The sequence below is a fragment of the Bacillus sp. FSL R12-0074 genome (assembly GCF_038005725.1).
Taxonomy (GTDB): domain Bacteria; phylum Bacillota; class Bacilli; order Bacillales; family Bacillaceae_G; genus Bacillus_A; species Bacillus_A mycoides.
This window is the reverse complement of the sequence record NZ_JBBOTR010000001.1, coordinates 4,093,822-4,113,592: the sequence shown is the minus strand read 5'-3', so window position 1 is coordinate 4,113,592 and position 19,771 is coordinate 4,093,822. Positions and strand designations below refer to the sequence as shown.

The window sequence follows — 19,771 nt, the reverse complement described above, 5'->3', positions numbered from 1 at the left end:
GTGTTGTGTAAATGTTTCTTATAATATTTGACATGTTGACAGATTATGAAATGAAAGTGAGTGATCCATGTGGATCTAACGCAAATTCAAAACCCTAGTTTTTTGAAAGATATGTCTATCAGTGAACTAGAGGGGTTGAGTGAGGATATTCGTAAGTTTTTAATTGAAGAGCTCTCTCAAACAGGTGGACATATTGCACCTAATTTAGGTGTAGTAGAACTCACAATTGCTCTGCATAAATTATTTGATAGTCCGAAAGATAAGTTTTTATGGGACGTAGGACATCAATCCTATGTACATAAAATTTTAACAGGGCGTGCGAAAGAATTCGGCACATTAAGGCAATACCAAGGTCTATGTGGTTTTCCAAAACGCTGCGAGAGTGAGCATGATGTTTGGGAAACTGGTCATAGTTCAACGTCGTTATCTGCTGCAATGGGAATGGCTCTAGCACGTGATTTAAAGAAAACGGAAGAATACGTTATACCAATCATTGGCGATGGTGCATTAACAGGCGGAATGGCTTTAGAGGCATTGAACCACATTGGGCATGAAAAAACGGACATGATTGTTATTTTGAATGACAATGAAATGTCAATTGCACCAAACGTCGGTGCACTTCATAATGTACTTGGTCGTTTACGTACCGCAGGGAAGTACCATTGGGTAAAAGATGAACTAGAGTATATATTGAAGAAAATCCCAGCAGTCGGCGGGAAAGTTGCTGCGACAGCAGAGAAAATAAAAGATAGTCTAAAATATTTACTAGTATCAGGCGTCTTTTTTGAAGAATTAGGCTTTACATATTTAGGTCCGGTCGATGGGCATGATTATGAAAAGTTATTCGAAACGTTGCAATATGCAAAGAAAACAAAAGGCCCAGTACTTGTTCATGTTATTACGAAAAAAGGAAAAGGTTATAAACCAGCTGAAAGTGACGTTATTGGAACTTGGCATGGAACAGGATCGTATAAAATTGAGTCAGGTGACTTCGTTAAACCGAAAGAAGTTGCACCAGCATGGAGTGCTGTTGTTAGTGAAACAGTGCTTAAGCTAGCGAGAACGGATGAACGTATCGTTGCAATTACGCCTGCAATGCCTGTTGGATCGAAACTTGAGAAATTCCAAAAAGAATTTCCGGATCGCATGATTGATGTAGGTATTGCAGAGCAGCATGCTACAACAATGGCAGCTGGTATGGCAACACAAGGGATGAAGCCGTTTCTAGCAATTTATTCAACATTTTTACAAAGAGCATATGACCAAGTTGTTCATGATATTTGTCGCCAGAATTTAAATGTTTTCATTGGAATAGATCGCTCTGGATTAGTAGGAGCAGACGGTGAAACGCATCAAGGTGTATTTGACATCGCGTTTTTACGTCACTTGCCGAATATGGTGCTTATGATGCCGAAAGATGAAAATGAAGGTCAACATTTAGTATATACAGCGATGCAATACGAAGATGGACCGATTGCTTTACGTTATGCACGCGGAAATGGACTTGGCGTTCAAATGGATGAAGAATTAAAGGCGATTCCAATCGGTACATGGGAAACGTTAAAAGAAGGCACACAAGCAGCAATTTTAACGTTTGGTACGACAATCCCGATGGCAATGGAAGCAGCTGAGCGTCTTGAACAAGCTGGAGTATCAGTGAAAGTAGTGAATGCTCGCTTTATTAAGCCGATGGACGAAGCATATTTACATGAGCTTTTAGGGAAAAATATACCGATTTTAACGATTGAAGAGGCTTGTTTAATCGGTGGCTTTGGAACGGGAGTAGTTGAATTTGCTTCTGAGAACGGATACCATAGTGCTTTAATTGAACGAATGGGTATTCCTGATCGCTTCATAGAGCATGGTAGTGTAACAAAACTGTTAGAAGAAATTGGTTTAACAACAGATGCTGTTGTAGACCGTATTCATACAATGATTCCATCAAAACAAAAAAGGGCGTAACAAATGAGCGTAAAAAAAGAAAGAGTAGATGTACTATTAGTAGAGCGAGGACTTATAGAAACGCGTGAGAAGGCTAAACGTGCTGTTATGGCAGGTCTTGTATATGCGAATGAAATGAGACTCGATAAGCCAGGGGAGAAAATCTCACAAGATACGGAGATTACGGTGAAAGGGCAAGTCATGCCGTATGTAAGCCGTGGTGGTTATAAGCTTGAAAAGGCATTAGAAACATTTCAACTTGATTTACAAGATAAGGTTATGATAGATATTGGTTCATCAACTGGTGGTTTTACAGACTGTGCGCTTCAAAATGGGGCGAAGTTATCCTACGCATTAGATGTAGGATATAATCAACTTGCGTGGAAATTGCGTCAAGATGAGCGTGTTGTTGTGATGGAACGAACGAACTTCCGTTACGTGACACCGGCAGATTTAGAGCGTGGTTTACCGCAGTTTGCAAGTATTGATGTTTCATTTATATCATTAAGGCTTATATTGCCGGTTTTAAAAACAATGCTTATGCCAAATGGTGATGTAGCTGCATTGATTAAACCTCAGTTTGAAGCTGGACGAGAACAAGTCGGGAAAAAAGGCATTGTCCGTGATAGAAAAGTACATGAAGCTGTCGTGGAAATGATTGTCGATTTTGCTCTTAAGGAAGGCTATAATATCGAAGGTTTAACATTCTCACCAATTACAGGCGGGGATGGAAATATTGAATTTTTAATTCATCTAAAGTGGCACGGTGAGCGTGAGAATGGCGAAAATCATTCTCCGGTTTCTATTGAGCAAGTTGTTACAGAAGCACATGATGTTCTAAAACAAAAAGGGAAAGGGGAATAACATATGTTGTTCCTCTTTTTGTTGTAATCGTATAATGATTGTAAAAACAATTGTGTACAAGTAATGGATTATACGGTAACATAAATAAATGAAGTATACCAATGTTTAAACTATGGTAAGAGATAGTGTGAGGTGCAAATGTATGAATAAAGGTCAGCGCCATATTAAAATCAGGGAAATTATTGCTAACAAAGAAATTGAAACACAAGATGAGCTAGTTGATATTTTACGTAATGTGGGGTTTAATGTAACGCAAGCAACAGTATCGCGCGATATTAAAGAACTGCACTTAGTGAAGGTGCCATTACATGATGGCCGCTATAAATATAGCTTGCCAGCAGATCAACGATTTAATCCGTTGCAAAAATTAAAACGAAATCTAGTGGATTCATTTGTAAAATTAGACACGGCAGGACATATGCTTGTGCTAAAAACATTGCCTGGTAACGCTCATTCACTTGGGGCACTCATTGATCATTTAGAGTGGGATGAGATCGTCGGAACCATTTGTGGTGATGATACTTGCTTAATTATTTGCCGTACACCTGAAGATACAGGTGTTGTCTCTGATCGTTTCTTAAATATGCTTTAACAGAAAAATCTTGTTTACTTTCCTCTGTAAAGTGGAAAGTAAACAAGATATTTTTATTGGCGAAAAATACGGATTTTTAAATACAATACATTATTTTTTTTGAATGAAGTTAGAAAATAGGTGGATTGACCCGTAAAACGAATGTTTGGTACAATGGAGCGGGTTAGAAGAGTAATTTATACATACAAACATATAGTATAACTATTTGAATGAAGAATACTGAGAAAAGCCCTTAATAGGGGATTAGTTTATAACGAGGTGAATGGGGCATTGTTATCGGAATTATCGATCAGAAACTTTGCTATTATTGAGGCATTAAATATTTCTTTTCAAAAAGGTTTAACCGTTTTAAGTGGTGAAACAGGAGCTGGAAAATCCATTATTATTGATGCAATTAGTTTGCTTGTTGGTGGCCGTGGTTCAGCAGAATTTGTTCGATATGGAACAGAAAAGGCTGAGATAGAAGGCTTATTCTATGTAGAAGATGACAAACATCCATGTATCGCAAAGGCAGAAGAGTTAGATATAGAAATAGAAGATGGCATGATTATTTTGAAGCGTGACATCGCTGCGAACGGAAAAAGTGTCTGTCGTGTAAATGGGAAACTTGTTACACTCAGCATATTAAAAGAGATTGGAAAAACGCTAGTTGATATTCATGGACAGCATGAAACACAAGATTTAATGAATGAAGAGCGTCATATGTTTATGCTTGATCATTTTGATGGAAATCGCATTGTTAAACAATTGGGCATATATCAAAATGTATATACAGACTATGAGAAGTTAAAAAAACAGCTGAAATCTTTAAGTGAAAATGAACAACAAATGGCCCATCGTCTAGATTTAATTCAATTCCAACATGAAGAAATTCGTAAGGCGGATTTAAAAATGGATGAAGAATATGAATTGACTGAGGAACGATTAAAAATCTCCAATTTTGAAAAGATTTATAAAGCATTAGGAGATGCGTATCGTTCGTTAAGTGGAGACGGACAGGGATTGGATCACGTAAGAAATGCAATGGGACAAATGGAGAGTATTACGCACTTAGATGAAGCGTATCAAGAAAATCATGATTCTATTGCGAATAGTTATTACTTATTAGAAGAAGTTGCATACCAGCTTAGAGAAAAATTAGATATGATGGAATATGATCCGAAACGTCTAGATGAAATTGAAACACGTTTGAATGAAATCCGTATGTTAAAGAGAAAGTATGGAAATACTGTAGAAGAGATTTTAGCGTATGCTGATAAAATTGAACAAGAAATTTTTACGATTGAAAATAAAGACGTGCATATTGAAACGACGAGAAAGCAGTTAACGAAATTAGAAGGTGTTATTGTAAAAGAAGCAACGTTGTTAAGTACTATGCGTCATGAGCTTGCAGATCATCTTACAAGCGCTATTCATCAAGAATTAAAAGAACTATATATGGAAAAAACGAAATTTGAAGTGAGAATTATGAAGAGGGTAGGAAATGTAGAAGAACCTCTCGTGGAAGGAACACCGGTAAAACTTACGGCGGATGGCTACGATCATGTGGAATTTTATATTTCAACGAATCCGGGTGAACCGTTAAAGCCACTTTCAAAGGTCGCTTCTGGCGGAGAGTTATCTCGTATTATTTTAGCTTTAAAAAGCATTTTTTCTAAGCATCAAGGTGTTGCATCTGTTATTTTTGATGAAGTGGATACGGGTGTGAGTGGTCGGGTTGCACAGGCTATTGCGGAAAAAATTTATCGTGTATCAGTAAACTCGCAAGTACTTTGTATTACGCACTTACCTCAAGTAGCTTCAATGGCGGACTCTCATTTATTTATTAGAAAACAAGTGGCGAATGATCGTACGATTACATCGGTTACTGTGTTAAGTACGGATGAAAAAGTAACAGAAATTGCTCGAATGATTTCTGGTGTTGAAATTACAGATTTAACGACAGAGCATGCGAAAGAGTTACTTACGCAAGCGCATCATTTCAAACAGACAGCAGAGGCTATCCAGTAATGGATAGCTTTTTTTTCTCAAATGACGATTTCTTAATTCTTCCGGTTATAAATAAAGCGCTGCAAGGAGAGATTAAAAAGTGAAGCCAAGAGGCTGAATGTGGGGTAGGAGCGAGGAGAGTGAACAAATTGAAATTAGAAAGATTTCGAAAAATAATAGGTCTTTGTCTCCTTGTTTCTCTAGTTTTTATTGGATGTTTTAAACCGCTTCGAACGTTTATTTCATCTCCGAAGCAACTTGTTGTTTTTGAAGGACAACAATCAGAAATAGCATCATTACCAGTTTTTAAGGCTGCATCTACAAATCGTAATGTGTTTACTGTAAGTTCAAATGAACAAGAACTTATGGTAAATTCTCACCAAAATGGTGAAGCTGATATGGTGTTTCAACTTGCTGGTTTTCCAGTGAAAAAAGTAAATGTGAAAGTATTAAAAGATTTTAAAGTTATTCCAGGTGGACAATCGATTGGTGTGAAATTGAACACAAAAGGTGTACTTGTTGTAGGCCATCATTTAATTCAAACTGAAAAGGGTAAAGTATCTCCTGGTGAAACAGCTGGTGTACAGATTGGAGATATGATTACTGAAATCAATGGTAAAACAATTGAAAGAATGAGTGATGTAGCACCATTTATTCATAATAGTGGAGAAACAGGTGAACCGCTTAATCTTGTTTTATTAAGAGATGGAAAATATATTCGTGCTAAGCTAACACCACAAAAAGACAATGGTGAATCCTCTTACCGAATTGGACTGTATATTCGTGATTCAGCAGCTGGTATCGGAACGATGACATTTGTACATCCAGATTCCATGAAATATGGAGCGCTTGGTCATGTGATTTCCGATAATGATACAAAAAAGCCAATTCAAGTAGAAGATGGACAAATTATGCGTTCGACAGTAACGTCTATTGAAAGAGGAAGTCACGGGAACCCGGGAGAAAAATTAGCAAGATTTTCACCGGATCGTGAAGTGATTGGTAATATTACAATAAATAGCCCGTATGGTATTTTTGGGAAATTAAACACAGATATGACAAACGGCATAATGGATAAAGCAATGCCTATCGCATTATCCCATCAAGTAAAAGAAGGGCCAGCGAAAATATTAACAGTTATTGATCAAGATAAGGTGGAAGCGTTTGATATTGAAGTTGTTAGTACGGTACCACAAAAGTTCCCGGCTACAAAAGGTATGGTTATAAAAGTGACAGATAAACGTTTACTAGCAAAAACGGGTGGTATTGTACAAGGAATGAGTGGAAGTCCGATTGTACAAAATGGGAAAGTAATTGGTGCGGTTACACATGTATTTGTAAATGATCCAACGTCAGGATACGGTGTTCATATTGAATGGATGTTACATGAGGCTGGAATTAATATTTATGATCAAGAGAAAAAAGCGAGCTAATACATATTAGCTCGCTTTTCTTTTGAAAAATTCGTTGAAATTTTGTAAAAGCTCCGCAAGGGCTGTTTTTTGTTGTAAGATATAAGCAAAGGGTTGAACGTTTCGCTGTAATTCTATGATGGAATGTGTTGCGAAAGTAAAAAAATGAACGATAAACATATTTTTTTGTGATTTTATCGGAAAGTAAGAAACTTTAAAGGGAATTTTCACACAATTGTCGAACAATTCATGTAGCCTAGAAGCTTACACATGTCGGAAGAATCGATTCGGTAAGGGAGGAAAAACTGTGGAGAAAATTAAAGTATGTCTTGTGGATGATAATAAAGAATTGGTATCGATGCTAGAGAGTTATGTTGCTGCCCAAGATGATATGGAAGTTATCGGAATTGCTTACAATGGTCAAGAATGTTTAAACTTATTGAAAGAAAAGCAGCCTGATATACTCGTTTTAGACATTATTATGCCACATTTAGATGGTCTGGCTGTGCTAGAGAAAATGCGACATATTGAAAGGTTAAGACAACCTAGCGTTATTATGTTGACAGCATTCGGACAAGAAGATGTGACGAAAAAAGCGGTTGATTTAGGGGCATCATATTTCATATTAAAACCATTTGATATGGAGAATTTAACAAGTCATATTCGTCAAGTTAGTGGTAAGGAAAGTGCTACTATTAAACGTCCATTACCATCTTTCCGATCAGCAACAACGATCGATGGAAAACCGAAAAACTTAGATGCGAGTATTACAAGTATCATTCATGAAATTGGTGTACCCGCTCATATTAAAGGGTACATGTACTTACGAGAAGCAATCTCTATGGTGTACAATGATATCGAATTACTAGGATCTATTACGAAAGTATTATATCCAGATATTGCAAAGAAATATAATACAACAGCAAGCCGTGTCGAGCGCGCAATCCGTCACGCAATTGAAGTAGCTTGGAGCCGTGGGAATATTGATTCTATTTCGTCCTTATTTGGTTATACAGTATCCATGTCAAAAGCAAAACCTACGAACTCCGAGTTCATCGCAATGGTTGCGGATAAGCTAAGACTTGAACATAAGGCTAGTTGAGATTAGTATATTCAAAATAAATATTTTTATAAAAGATCAATGAGTTTAAAACACTCGTTGATCTTTTATTTTGTTTCTCGCATTCATAATTTTAGCGGGGAAGTTATCCATGATATAATAGATGATAATAAAAAGCCCTGCAAAACAGGACTATATTATTCTTCGTCTTTATTTTGTTTTTCTAATTCAACTAACTTTTGGATTAAAATATGCTGTGGCATATGCATAAGTTGCTCAAGTGGAACACCTAACGCTTTTGATAGGCGGACTGCAGTGTCTGGAGAAATTTGTAATGGTCTCATAGAAGTACCTCCTTTTTCGTATAGTATAGCATAAGATTGGGGGAGTGAGGATGACTCTTATATTTGCGCATCGTGGTGCGGCGGGAACGTATCCGGAAAATACAATGATTTCATTTGAAGCAGCAGAGGCTTTCGGGGCAGACGGAATTGAACTCGATGTTCAATTCACGAAAGATGGAAAAGTTGTCGTTATTCATGATGAAACGGTGGATCGGACAACAAATGGAAAAGGTGCGGTTCGAAATTATTTATATGAGGATTTATGTAAGTTGGATGCGAGTTATAAATTCGGTGACAAAGTAGGTTTTTGCAAAATACCTCTTCTAGAAGAGGTGTTAGAATGGCTCACAAAAACGAAATTGCTACTCAATATTGAACTGAAAAATAATAAAATCCCATACAGAGGTTTAGAAGAAGAGGTTATAACACTTGTACGTAAGTTTAGTCTAGAGGATCGTGTTATATTTTCTTCGTTTAATCACTACAGTATGAAAAAATGTCATTTGATGGCTCCTGATATTCAAACAGCTATTTTGTATCGTGAAGGTTTGCATAGCCCGTGGGCATATGCAAAAAAGATGGGTGCTACTGCAGTGCATCCGAATTATCGTTATCTTCAAGATGCCATCGCTGAATTAACGATGGGAAGTGGTGTAGAGGTTCGTCCTTACACGATAAATGAAGAAACGCTTATGCGTAAATATTTTGATATGAACATATCGGCGATTATTACTGATTATCCTGAAACAGCAAGAACTTTATTACCGATAAAAAAATGAGACCTAATATAATGGTCTCATTTTTTATTTATGATATGTGAAAACTTTGTTTTATCTTCTGAAGCGTGCTTGTACTTTATTTCTCTTACGATCTCTGTGTAAGACGAAGCCGCCGAAGATATAAAACCCGAGTGCGAAGCAAAGAGCGCCGATTAAAAATTGTAACCATAATATAGGGATTGGGGAGAACAAAATCCCAAATACAGTATCTCTCATTAGTTTAATACCAAGCACGGCTAATGAAATGGGGATGAGTGCTAATAATAGAGCGAGGTAACGCTGCATACATAACGCTCCTTTTCAGATTATTTTGTGTATTTTAATGATGTTATATGGAATGGGGGTTTGTCAAGAGGTTGCTGAACGAGTAAGATAAGAATGTGAAAAATTTTGCAGAGATACTTCGAGAGGAAGTGTAATGTATGAAACAAAATGTGTTAATTGTTGGAGCAGGTGAAGGTGGGAGTACACTGCTGAGTCTGTTGCAAAATTCGAATATATTTCAAATTATAGGAGTTATTGATAGTAATCCAATTGCGAAAGGATTACAAATCGCAAAGGAATATGGGACTCCGATTGGTGATAGTGTAACTCCGTTTCTTTCTATGCATATTGATGTAATGTTTGATATGACAGGTGATTATGATTTACATAAAGTTTTATTGGGAAGCAAGCATAAAGACACCCTTCTTATACCAGGGGATATTGCAAAAATTGTTACGAGACTAGCGCATGAGAAGGAAAGCTTAATTGGAAAGCTAGAAGAACAGACGCAACAAGGGAATTTAATTTTAAATTCAACGCATGACGGTATGATTGTTATAGACCAAGAGGGACAAGTTCGTCTGTTTAATAAAAGCGCAGAGCGTATTACTGGATATAAAAAAGAGGAAGCAATAGGGAAATATATTTTAGAAGTTATTCCAACGAGTAAGTTGCTTCGTATTATACGCACGAAAAAAATAGAAGTGAATCATGAACTGACGTTAGAGAATGAAAAAAAGATTATTACAACGCGTATTCCGATATTAAAAGAAGGTGGAGAGGTTCAAGGGGCATTTGCGATTTTTAAAGACATTACAGAAGTTGTAGATTTAGCGGAAGAAGTTACAGACTTAAAAGAAATTCAAACGCTACTTGAGGCGATTATTAACTCATCTGAGGAAGCAATTTCGGTTGTTGATGAGAAAGGAAGAGGACTAGTTATAAACCCTGCTTATACGAAGTTAACGGGTTTGACTGAAGAAGAAATTATTGGGAAGCCGGCTACAACTGATATTGTGGAAGGTGAAAGTATGCATATGAAAGTACTTCGGACGCGCCGAGCGGTACGAGGAATACATATGAAGATTGGGCAAAAAAAGCGAGATGTAATTGTAAACGTAGCACCGGTTATTGTCGATGGAATATTGAAAGGGAGCGTCGGGGTAATTCGCGATGTATCAGAAATTCAAAAGTTAACAAATGAATTGAATAGGGCAAGACAAATTATTCGAACGTTAGAAGCAAAATATTCATTTGATGATATTGTTGGTGATTCAGATGAAACGACGGCAGCTATTGAACAAGCAAAACTTGGAGCGAATACACCGGCAACAGTATTGCTTAGAGGGGAATCTGGTACGGGGAAAGAGTTATTTGCACACGCTATTCATAACAGTAGTAATCGAAAATACAATAAGTTTGTACGAGTAAACTGTGCTGCTATTTCTGAGACCTTATTAGAAAGTGAATTATTCGGTTATGAGGAAGGCGCGTTTTCTGGAGCGAAAAGAGGCGGGAAACGAGGATTCTTTGAAGAAGCGAATAATGGAAGTGTTTTTTTAGATGAAATCGGAGAGTTATCTGCAAATACGCAAGCGAAGCTCCTTCGTGTGCTACAAGAAAAAGAAATTGTGAAAGTAGGGGGAACGAAAGCAATACCTATTAATGTTCGAGTGATCGCTGCGACGCATGTGAATTTAGAAAAAGCTATTTTAGAAGGGAATTTCCGAGAGGACTTATATTATCGTTTAAATAAAATCCCGATTCAAATTCCTTCCCTTCGTCAGCGTAAAGGAGATATACCAGCGATTGCAGAAAGGTTAATTCAAAAAATTAATCAAGATTATGGTCGTAATGTAGAAGGACTCACCGATTCAGCCGTTTCGTATTTACAATCATATGAATGGCCAGGGAATGTTAGGGAACTTGAAAATATTTTAGGACGAGCTATTATCTTTATGAATTATAACGAAATATATATTGATGTACATCATTTACCGCCTTTACATAAAGAAGAACAAGTAGAGACGAAACAAAATAATTTATTACCTGAATTAGAAGAGAAGGCCCTTGAACACCTAGTGACAGAATTTGAGGGGAATATTATCCGTGAATATTTAGAGAAATTTGATGGGAACAAAACGAAGACTGCAAAAGCGTTAGGAATTTCAGTTCGAAACTTATATTACAAGCTAGAAAAGTATGACTGTGCAAAAAATAGCATGCAATAAATTGCGTACCGTGCAATTTATTGCGTGGTATACAAAAAGCGACAAAACGAGACAGAATATTTCGTTGTTTTCCAAAGTATTGATTTTGCTGCATTTTGAATGCGTTTTCATTATTGGTAAGACCACTTTTGAAAGTTGGCACGGTATTTGCTTAATGAATAGACGAGGGACGACGGAAAGGGTTGATTACAAAATATGAAGTTAGAACACTTAATTGATCAAGCAGCAGGACAGCCTAAAAAAACTGTGGCTGTAGCAGTAGCTGAAGATCATGAAGTAATTGAAGCTGTAGCGAAAGCAATCAAGTTACAGCTAGCTCAATTTCGTCTATATGGAAATCAAGAGAAAATAATAGGGATGCTACAAGAGCATGGGTTACAAACTTCAGAACATATTGAAGTGATTGCAGCAGCGTCAAGTGCTGAGGCTGCAGAACTTTCTGTTAAATCTGTAAGCAATGGCGAAGCAGATGTGCTAATGAAGGGGAACATCCCAACAGCAAATATTTTGAAAGCTGTATTAAATAAAGAGTGGGGACTTCGTAAGGGCAGCGTGCTTTCACATGTTGCAGCGTTTGAAGTTCCAAATTACGATCGTCTTATTTTTGTTACAGACGCAGCGATGAACATTGCACCTGATGTAACACAAAAAGCTGCTATTATACAAAATACTGTAGAAGTTGCCCAGGCAATAGGAATTGATTTGCCAAAGGTAGCGCCAATTGCAGCGGTAGAGGTTGTTAATCCTGCGATGCAAGCGACAATTGATGCAGCGATGTTAACTCAAATGAATCGCCGCGGACAAATTAAAAATTGTGTCGTTGATGGACCACTTGCTTTAGATAATGCAGTATCACAAATTGCAGCAGAACATAAAGGCATAGTAAGTGATGTAGCAGGTAAGGCAGACATTTTACTCGTCCCAACGATTGAAGCTGGAAATGTGCTATATAAATCACTCGTCTATTTTGCAAATGCAAAGGTAGGAGCGATGATTGCTGGCGCTAAAGCACCGATTGTTTTAACATCACGTGCTGATTCAGCAGAAACAAAAGTATATTCATTAGCATTGGCAGTTGCGACTGCTTCAAAATAAACCAAATAGGGTAAAACAATTAGGGGGAAACGACAATGACATTAGAAATCTTCGAATACTTAGAAAAATATGATTATGAACAAGTGGTATTTTGTCAAGATAAAGAATCTGGTTTAAAAGCAATCATTGCAATCCATGATACAACACTTGGACCAGCTCTTGGTGGAACAAGAATGTGGACATATGATTCTGAAGAAGCGGCGATTGAAGATGCATTGCGTCTTGCAAAAGGGATGACATACAAAAATGCAGCAGCTGGTTTAAACTTAGGTGGTGCAAAAACAGTAATTATCGGTGATCCACGTAAAGATAAAAGCGAAGCGATGTTCCGTGCATTAGGACGCTACATTCAAGGACTAAACGGACGTTACATTACAGCAGAAGATGTTGGTACAACAGTAGATGATATGGATATTATCCATGAGGAAACTGATTTTGTAACAGGGATTTCACCATCATTCGGTTCTTCTGGTAACCCATCTCCAGTAACTGCATACGGTGTTTACCGTGGTATGAAAGCAGCTGCAAAAGAAGCATTTGGTACAGATAACCTAGAAGGAAGAGTAATTTCTATTCAAGGTGTTGGTAATGTAGCATATCACCTATGCAAACATTTACACGCTGAAGGAGCAAAATTAATCGTTACAGATATTAATAAAGAAGCTGTACAACGTGCAGTAGAAGAATTCGGTGCAACAGCAGTTGAGCCAAATGAAATTTACGGTGTTGAATGTGATATTTACGCACCATGTGCATTAGGCGCAACAGTTAATGATGAAACTATTCCACAACTTAAAGCAAAAGTAATCGCAGGTTCTGCAAATAATCAATTAAAAGAAGATCGTCACGGCGACCTTATTCATGAAATGGGTATTGTATACGCACCAGACTATGTTATTAATGCAGGTGGCGTAATTAACGTAGCAGACGAATTATATGGATACAATAGAGAACGTGCATTAAAACGTGTTGAGTCTATTTATGACACAATTGCAAAAGTAATCGAAATTTCAAAACGCGATGGCATAGCAACTTATGTAGCAGCAGATCGTCTAGCTGAAGAGCGCATTGCAAGCTTGAAAAACTCTCGTAGCACATACTTACGCAACGGTCACGACATTATTAGCCGTCGCTAATCATTCATATATAACTTTTACAAAAGGTGTGGTTACCTCTTATGAGGTTTCCACTTCCTTTTAAATTTATTAGTGGAGGTAGCAACATTGTCTGTAAATCGAATTCTTGTTATTAACCCAGGTAGTACATCCACAAAGATTGGTGTTTTTGATAATGAAAGACCCGTTCTAGAAGAAACTATTCGTCATGACGTAGAACAGATTGGAAAATATAAGCGAATTATCGACCAATATGAGTTTCGTAAAGAAACGATTTTAGAAGTTCTACATTCTCATGGTATTAACATTTCAAAATTAAACGCTGTTTGTGGGCGTGGTGGATTACTTCGTCCAATCGAAGGTGGTACGTATACAGTAAACGATGCGATGTTAGAAGATTTAAAAAATGGATTTAGCGGTCATCACGCTTCAAATCTCGGAGGCATTCTAGCTTATGAAATCGCTTCTGGATTAAATATTCCTGCATTCATTGTGGATCCTGTCGTTGTAGATGAAATGGAACCGATTGCTCGTATTAGCGGTATTGCCGGTATGGAACGTAAAAGTATTTTCCATGCATTAAACCAAAAAGCGGTTGCTCGTAAAGTAGCAGATGAATTAAACCACAAATACGAGGATTTAAATTTATTAGTTACACATATGGGCGGCGGTATTACAGTTGGTGCTCATAAAAAAGGAAAAGTTATCGATGTGAATAATGGCTTAAACGGAGAAGGACCATTTAGTCCAGAGCGTGCTGGTACAGTACCAGTAGGACAATTAGTTGAAATGTGTTTTTCTGGTGAGTATTACCGAGACGAAATGGTTAAAAAACTTGTCGGACAAGGTGGACTTGTAAGTCTTATCGGTACAAACGATGCAATTAAAGTAGAACAAATGGTTGAAAAAGGTGACCCTGAAGCAACTCTTATTTATAAAGCAATGGCGTATCAAGTTGCAAAAGAGATTGGCGGAGCTAGTGCTGTACTTCACGGGAAAATCGATGCAATCGTATTAACTGGTGGACTTGCATACAGTAAAATTCTTGTCGATGAAATAAAAGAACGTGTTCACTGGATTGCAGATGTTATCGTACATCCAGGAGAAGATGAATTACAAGCGTTAGCAGAAGGAGCACTTCGTGTATTACGTGAAGAAGAAGCTCCAAAAGAATATATTGTACGAGAAAAACAAACAGTAGCTAGGGGTTGAGATAATGGCAAGAGAATATGATTTAGTCATCGTTGGCGGCGGTACTGGTGGATATGTTGCTGCTATTCGTGCATCACAACTAGGGTTAAAAACTGCACTTGTTGAAAAAGAAAATCTTGGTGGTACTTGTTTACACAAAGGATGTATTCCTAGTAAAGCTCTTTTACGTAGTGCGGAAGTATACGCAACTGCTAAAAAAGGAGAAGAGTTCGGAGTTATTGCAAGTAATGTAGAACTAAACTTTGCTAAAGTACAAGAGCGTAAAGAGAAGATTGTAACGCAGCTTCATAAAGGCGTTCAGCATTTAATGAAACAAGGTAAAATTGATGTGTTTGAAGGTATTGGCCGTATTCTTGGCCCATCTATTTTCTCTCCAATGCCAGGTACAATTTCAGTTGAACTTGCAAGTGGAGAAGAGAATGAAATGTTAATTCCAAAAAATGTACTTGTTGCAACAGGTTCTCGTCCAAATTCATTACCAGGATTAGAGTTAGACGGAGAGTATGTAATGTCTTCGGATCATGCCCTAAAAATGGAAACGCTTCCTAGCTCAATCATTATCGTTGGTGGCGGTGTAATTGGTATTGAGTGGGCATCTATGCTTGCTGACTTCGGTGTAGAAGTTACTGTATTAGAATATGCGAAAAACATATTACCACTAGAAGATAATGACGTTTCAAAAGAAATGCAACGTCTATTCAAGAAAAAAGGTATTAAAGTGGTAACTGGTGCAAAAGTATTACCAGAAACATTGGTAAAAGATAATGGAGTAACAATTCAAGCTGAACATAACGGTGAGAACAAAGCATTTAAAGCAGAAAAAATGCTTGTATCTGTAGGAAGACAAGCGAATACGCAAAATATGGGCTTAGAGAACACAGATATTGTTGTGGAAAAAGGGTACATTCAAACAAATGAGTTTTATCAAACGAAGGAATCTCATATTTACGCAATTGGAGATGTAATCGGTGGCTTGCAACTTGCTCACGTTGCTTCTCATGAAGGAATTGTTGCAGTAGAACATATCGCTGGTCAAGAAGTTACACCAATTGATTATTCTATGGTATCAAAATGCGTATATAGTAGTCCAGAAGTTGCTTCTGTCGGCTTAACAGAACAAGAAGCAAAAGAAAAAGGCTATAAGTTAAAAGTAGGTAAGTTCTCATTCCGTGCAATCGGAAAGGCACTTGTATACGGAGAATCAGACGGTTTTGTAAAACTTGTAGTTGATGAAGAAACAAATGACATTCTCGGTGTTCATATGATCGGACCACATGTAACAGATATGATTTCTGAAGCTGGTCTTGCAAGAGTACTTGATGCAACACCTTGGGAAGTAGCACATACAATTCATCCGCATCCATCATTATCTGAGGCGATTGGTGAAGCTGCACTTGCTGTAGATGGAAGAGCGTTACACGCATAAAAATGTGGATTTAGGAGGTTATGAAAAATGGCAGAAGTAAAAGAAAAGCGCCATGAAGAGCTTGGCTTAAGTGATGAGCAAGTATTAGAAATGTTCCGTACGATGTTACTTGCACGTAAAATTGACGAACGTATGTGGTTATTAAACCGTGCAGGTAAAATTCCATTCGTAATTTCTTGTCAAGGACAAGAGGCTGCACAAGTTGGAGCGGCGTTCGCTCTTGATAGAGAGAAAGATTATGCATTACCATACTACCGTGATATGGGTGTTGTACTAGCGTTTGGTATGACAGCTAAAGAGCTTATGTTGTCTGCTTTCGCAAAAGCTGGAGATCCAAACTCTGGTGGTCGTCAAATGCCTGGTCACTTCGGTCAAAAGAAAAATCGTATTGTTACAGGATCATCACCAGTAACAACGCAAGTACCACATGCAGTTGGTATTGCACTAGCTGGAAAAATGGAGAAGAAAGATTTAGTAACGTTCGTTACATTCGGAGAAGGCTCATCAAACCAAGGTGACTTCCATGAAGGAGCAAACTTTGCTGGTGTACACAAACTACCTGTTATTTTCATGTGTGAAAATAACAAATATGCAATCTCTATTCCAGTTGAAAAACAATTAGCATGTAAAAACGTATCAGATCGTGCAATTGGTTACGGCATGCCTGGATATACAATAGACGGAAACGATCCGCTTGCAGTATATAAAGCTGTAAAAGAAGCAGCAGACCGCGGTCGTCGTGGTGAAGGTCCGACTTTAATTGAAGCAGTATCATATCGTTTAACAGCACATTCTAGTGACGACGATGATCGTGTTTATCGTGATAAAGAAGAGGTAGAAGAAGCGAAGAAAAAAGACTCAATTATAACATTTGCAGCTTATTTAAAAGAAGTTGGTGTGTTAACTGAGGAATTTGAAAAACAAATGCTAGACGAAATTATGCATATCGTAAATGAAGCAACAGAATATGCAGAAAATGCTCCGTATGCAGCACCTGAAGATGCATTGAAGCACGTATACGCAGAATAGGGGGGAACGTTTCATGGCTGTAATGTCTTATATTGATGCTATTACATTAGCAATGCGCGAAGAAATGGAACGCGATGAGAAAGTATTCGTTTTAGGAGAAGATGTTGGTAAAAAAGGTGGCGTGTTTAAAGCGACACACGGTTTGTATGATCAATTTGGTGAAGATCGTGCGCTTGATGCACCGCTTGCAGAATCTGCAATTGCTGGGGTAGCAATTGGTGCGGCAATGTATGGTATGCGTCCAATCGCTGAAATGCAGTTTGCTGATTTCATCATGCCAGCAGTAAACCAAATTGTTTCTGAGGCAGCAAAAATTCGTTATCGTTCTAACAACGATTGGACTTGTCCAGTTACAATTCGTGCGCCATTCGGCGGGGGTGTTCACGGTGCATTGTATCATTCACAATCTGTAGAAGCGATGTTTGCAAACCAACCAGGTTTAAAAATTGTTATCCCTTCTACACCATATGATGCAAAAGGCTTATTAAAAGCTGCAATTCGTGATGAAGATCCAGTATTATTCTTTGAGCATAAGCGTGCATATCGCTTAATTAAAGGTGAAGTGCCAGAAGATGACTATGTATTACCAATCGGAAAAGCAGATGTAAAACGCGAAGGTGATGATATTACTGTTATCACTTACGGATTATGTGTTCACTTTGCTCTTCAAGCAGCTGAGAAGTTAGCACAAGATGGAATCTCTGCACACATTCTTGATTTAAGAACGGTATATCCGTTAGATAAAGAAGCGATTATTGAAGCGGCTTCTAAAACAGGTAAAGTTCTTCTTGTAACAGAAGACAATAAAGAAGGAAGTATTATAAGTGAAGTGGCAGCTATTATCGCTGAAAATTGCCTGTTTGATTTAGATGCACCAATTGCACGTCTTGCAGGACCAGACGTTCCAGCAATGCCATATGCACCAACAATGGAAAAATTCTTTATGGTAAATCCAGATAAAGTTGAAAAAGCAATGCGTGAACTTGCGGAATTTTAATCGGGGGGACTATACATGGCTGTAGAAAATATTACAATGCCCCAGCTCGGGGAGAGCGTTACAGAGGGTACAATTAGTAAGTGGCTCGTTAATGTTGGCGATCACGTAAATAAGTATGATCCGCTTGCAGAAGTAATGACTGATAAAGTAAATGCCGAAGTACCATCTTCTTTCACTGGTATTGTGAAAGAGTTAATAGCTGGCGAAGGTGAAACGTTAGCCGTAGGTGAAGTTGTTTGTGTCATTCAAGTAGAAGGCGCAGATGAAGTAGCAGCAACAACTGTAGAGGAAAAAACGAAAGAAGAACCACAGGCAGAAATAACTACGCCTGAAAAAACACCGAAAGCAAAACAACCAACTGATGGAAAACCACGTTTTTCACCAGCGGTTTTAAAACTTGCGGGCGAGCATAACGTTGATTTAGATTTAGTAGAAGGTACGGGGGCAAATGGCCGTATTACTCGTAAAGATATTTTAAAGCTAGTGGAATCTGGAAATATTCCGCAAGCAGGTGCCAAGAAAGAGGAAGTTGTTGCAGTAGCAGAGCGTCCAGAAGCACCAAAATCAGCGGCAGTAGCACCGGTAGCGCAAAAAGTAGAAGCTGCAAAACCAGTTTCTGTGCCGACAATGCCTGGAGATATCGAGATTCCGGTAACAGGTGTGCGTAAAGCAATTGCAGCAAATATGTTACGCAGTAAACATGAGGCACCTCATGCTTGGATGATGATTGAAGTAGATGTGACAAACCTTGTATCATACCGTAACTCAATTAAAGGCGATTTCAAAAAGCGTGAAGGCTTTAACTTAACGTTCTTTGCTTTCTTCGTAAAAGCAGTAGCACAAGCGTTAAAAGAGTATCCTCAAATCAATTCAATGTGGGCTGGCGATAAGATCGTTCAGAAGAAAGATATTAACCTTTCTATCGCTGTTGCAACAGAGGATGAACTATTTGTACCAGTAATTAAACACGCGGACGAGAAGACGATTAAAGGTATCGCTCGTGAAATTACAGAGCTTGCAGGAAAAGTACGTACGAAATCGTTAAAAGCGGACGAAATGCAAGGCGGAACATTTACAATTAATAACACAGGATCATTCGGTTCTGTTCAATCTATGGGTATTATTAATTACCCACAAGCGGCTATTTTACAAGTTGAATCAATTGTAAAACGCCCAGTAATTATGGATAACGGTATGTTCGGTGCTCGCGACATGGTTAACTTATGTTTATCACTTGACCACCGTGTACTAGATGGCCTAATTTGTGGTAAGTTCTTAGGACGTGTAAAAGAAATTCTAGAAAATACGTCAGAAAATAATACATCTGTATATTAATAAAAAGCTCGCTTATGCGAGCTTTTTATCATCTTATTTCTTCATTTGCATCCTACTATATGTACAACACTTTTCCCGGCAATCTT

The 19,771-nt window shown here is 37.9% G+C and carries 17 protein-coding genes; 15 read left to right on the top strand and 2 right to left on the bottom strand.

Annotated features, from left to right (window positions below):
• Positions 1-69 precede the first annotated feature (69 nt).
• The 6 genes from dxs (at position 70) to spo0A (ending at position 7,900) form a co-directional block, all read left to right on the top strand.
• Entirely contained in the window at positions 70-1,962 is a 1,893-nt protein-coding gene (dxs, locus tag NSS97_RS21285; protein ID WP_002088566.1) for a 1-deoxy-D-xylulose-5-phosphate synthase, read from the top strand.
• A 3-nt stretch (positions 1,963-1,965) separates the two neighbouring features.
• Positions 1,966-2,805 carry a TlyA family RNA methyltransferase gene (locus NSS97_RS21280; protein WP_002015074.1) on the top strand — a complete coding sequence of 280 codons (840 nt, stop codon included), beginning with the start codon at positions 1,966-1,968 and terminating at the stop codon, positions 2,803-2,805.
• A 142-nt stretch (positions 2,806-2,947) separates the two neighbouring features.
• A complete protein-coding gene (gene argR, locus NSS97_RS21275) occupies positions 2,948-3,397 on the top strand; it encodes an arginine repressor ArgR (protein ID WP_002015076.1) in 450 nt (149 codons plus the stop codon).
• A gap of 270 nt (positions 3,398-3,667) precedes the next feature.
• Positions 3,668-5,407: a DNA repair protein RecN gene (gene recN / locus NSS97_RS21270; RefSeq protein WP_002088564.1), complete on the top strand. Its 1,740-nt coding sequence runs from the start codon at positions 3,668-3,670 to the stop codon at positions 5,405-5,407.
• A gap of 119 nt (positions 5,408-5,526) precedes the next feature.
• The gene (gene spoIVB, locus NSS97_RS21265) at positions 5,527-6,819 is read left to right on the top strand and encodes a SpoIVB peptidase (protein WP_002015079.1); all 1,293 of its coding nucleotides are present in this window, start codon (positions 5,527-5,529) and stop codon (positions 6,817-6,819) included.
• Between the two features lie 286 nt (positions 6,820-7,105).
• Positions 7,106-7,900, top strand: a complete 795-nt coding sequence (spo0A, locus tag NSS97_RS21260; RefSeq protein WP_002015081.1) for a sporulation transcription factor Spo0A — start codon at positions 7,106-7,108, stop codon at positions 7,898-7,900.
• Between the two features lie 155 nt (positions 7,901-8,055).
• Here spo0A and NSS97_RS21255 read toward each other — a convergent pair whose 3' ends face one another.
• Positions 8,056-8,202 (bottom strand): YycC family protein, encoded by a 147-nt coding sequence (locus tag NSS97_RS21255; RefSeq protein WP_001247671.1) that lies wholly within the window; start codon positions 8,200-8,202, stop codon positions 8,056-8,058.
• Positions 8,203-8,252: 50 nt separating this feature from the next.
• On the opposite strand from NSS97_RS21255, the gene NSS97_RS21250 reads away from it, so the two are divergent.
• Positions 8,253-8,981, top strand: a complete 729-nt coding sequence (locus NSS97_RS21250; protein WP_107886365.1) for a glycerophosphodiester phosphodiesterase family protein — start codon at positions 8,253-8,255, stop codon at positions 8,979-8,981.
• 51 nt (positions 8,982-9,032) lie between these two features.
• Here the strand turns inward: NSS97_RS21250 and NSS97_RS21245 are convergent, their stop codons facing one another.
• The gene (locus NSS97_RS21245; protein WP_001190193.1) at positions 9,033-9,266 is read right to left on the bottom strand and encodes a DUF2627 domain-containing protein; all 234 of its coding nucleotides are present in this window, start codon (positions 9,264-9,266) and stop codon (positions 9,033-9,035) included.
• A gap of 137 nt (positions 9,267-9,403) precedes the next feature.
• On the opposite strand from NSS97_RS21245, the gene NSS97_RS21240 reads away from it, so the two are divergent.
• The 8 genes from NSS97_RS21240 (at position 9,404) to NSS97_RS21205 (ending at position 19,685) form a co-directional block, all read left to right on the top strand.
• Positions 9,404-11,476 (top strand): sigma-54 interaction domain-containing protein, encoded by a 2,073-nt coding sequence (locus NSS97_RS21240; RefSeq protein ID WP_044442647.1) that lies wholly within the window; start codon positions 9,404-9,406, stop codon positions 11,474-11,476.
• Between the two features lie 195 nt (positions 11,477-11,671).
• On the top strand, positions 11,672-12,571 hold the full coding sequence (yqiS, locus tag NSS97_RS21235) for a phosphate butyryltransferase (RefSeq protein WP_002033959.1): 900 nt from the start codon (positions 11,672-11,674) through the stop codon (positions 12,569-12,571).
• A 35-nt stretch (positions 12,572-12,606) separates the two neighbouring features.
• Complete coding sequence (locus NSS97_RS21230) at positions 12,607-13,707, top strand: leucine dehydrogenase (RefSeq protein WP_002015088.1); 1,101 nt, start codon at positions 12,607-12,609, stop codon at positions 13,705-13,707.
• An 87-nt stretch (positions 13,708-13,794) separates the two neighbouring features.
• Positions 13,795-14,898, top strand: a complete 1,104-nt coding sequence (gene buk, locus NSS97_RS21225; RefSeq protein ID WP_002088555.1) for a butyrate kinase — start codon at positions 13,795-13,797, stop codon at positions 14,896-14,898.
• A gap of 4 nt (positions 14,899-14,902) precedes the next feature.
• Complete coding sequence (gene lpdA, locus NSS97_RS21220) at positions 14,903-16,324, top strand: dihydrolipoyl dehydrogenase (protein WP_107886366.1); 1,422 nt, start codon at positions 14,903-14,905, stop codon at positions 16,322-16,324.
• A 27-nt stretch (positions 16,325-16,351) separates the two neighbouring features.
• Positions 16,352-17,353, top strand: coding sequence for a 3-methyl-2-oxobutanoate dehydrogenase subunit alpha (gene bfmBAA / locus NSS97_RS21215; protein ID WP_002033961.1), 1,002 nt, complete (start codon positions 16,352-16,354; stop codon positions 17,351-17,353).
• 13 nt (positions 17,354-17,366) lie between these two features.
• Positions 17,367-18,350 (top strand): 3-methyl-2-oxobutanoate dehydrogenase subunit beta, encoded by a 984-nt coding sequence (gene bfmBAB / locus NSS97_RS21210; RefSeq protein WP_000290070.1) that lies wholly within the window; start codon positions 17,367-17,369, stop codon positions 18,348-18,350.
• A gap of 15 nt (positions 18,351-18,365) precedes the next feature.
• Entirely contained in the window at positions 18,366-19,685 is a 1,320-nt protein-coding gene (locus NSS97_RS21205; protein ID WP_107886367.1) for a 2-oxo acid dehydrogenase subunit E2, read from the top strand.
• The last annotated feature ends 86 nt before the right edge of the window (positions 19,686-19,771 follow it).

Coding starts and splice junctions, on each gene's coding strand:
- NSS97_RS21280 (WP_002015074.1), top strand. CDS start 1,966: ATGAGCGTAAAAAAAGAAAGAGTAGATGTACTATTAGTAGAGCGAGGA.
- argR (WP_002015076.1), top strand. CDS start 2,948: ATGAATAAAGGTCAGCGCCATATTAAAATCAGGGAAATTATTGCTAAC.
- NSS97_RS21255 (WP_001247671.1), bottom strand. CDS start 8,202: ATGAGACCATTACAAATTTCTCCAGACACTGCAGTCCGCCTATCAAAA.
- NSS97_RS21250 (WP_107886365.1), top strand. CDS start 8,253: ATGACTCTTATATTTGCGCATCGTGGTGCGGCGGGAACGTATCCGGAA.
- NSS97_RS21245 (WP_001190193.1), bottom strand. CDS start 9,266: ATGCAGCGTTACCTCGCTCTATTATTAGCACTCATCCCCATTTCATTA.
- NSS97_RS21240 (WP_044442647.1), top strand. CDS start 9,404: ATGAAACAAAATGTGTTAATTGTTGGAGCAGGTGAAGGTGGGAGTACA.
- yqiS (WP_002033959.1), top strand. CDS start 11,672: ATGAAGTTAGAACACTTAATTGATCAAGCAGCAGGACAGCCTAAAAAA.
- NSS97_RS21230 (WP_002015088.1), top strand. CDS start 12,607: ATGACATTAGAAATCTTCGAATACTTAGAAAAATATGATTATGAACAA.
- lpdA (WP_107886366.1), top strand. CDS start 14,903: ATGGCAAGAGAATATGATTTAGTCATCGTTGGCGGCGGTACTGGTGGA.
- bfmBAA (WP_002033961.1), top strand. CDS start 16,352: ATGGCAGAAGTAAAAGAAAAGCGCCATGAAGAGCTTGGCTTAAGTGAT.
- bfmBAB (WP_000290070.1), top strand. CDS start 17,367: ATGGCTGTAATGTCTTATATTGATGCTATTACATTAGCAATGCGCGAA.
- NSS97_RS21205 (WP_107886367.1), top strand. CDS start 18,366: ATGGCTGTAGAAAATATTACAATGCCCCAGCTCGGGGAGAGCGTTACA.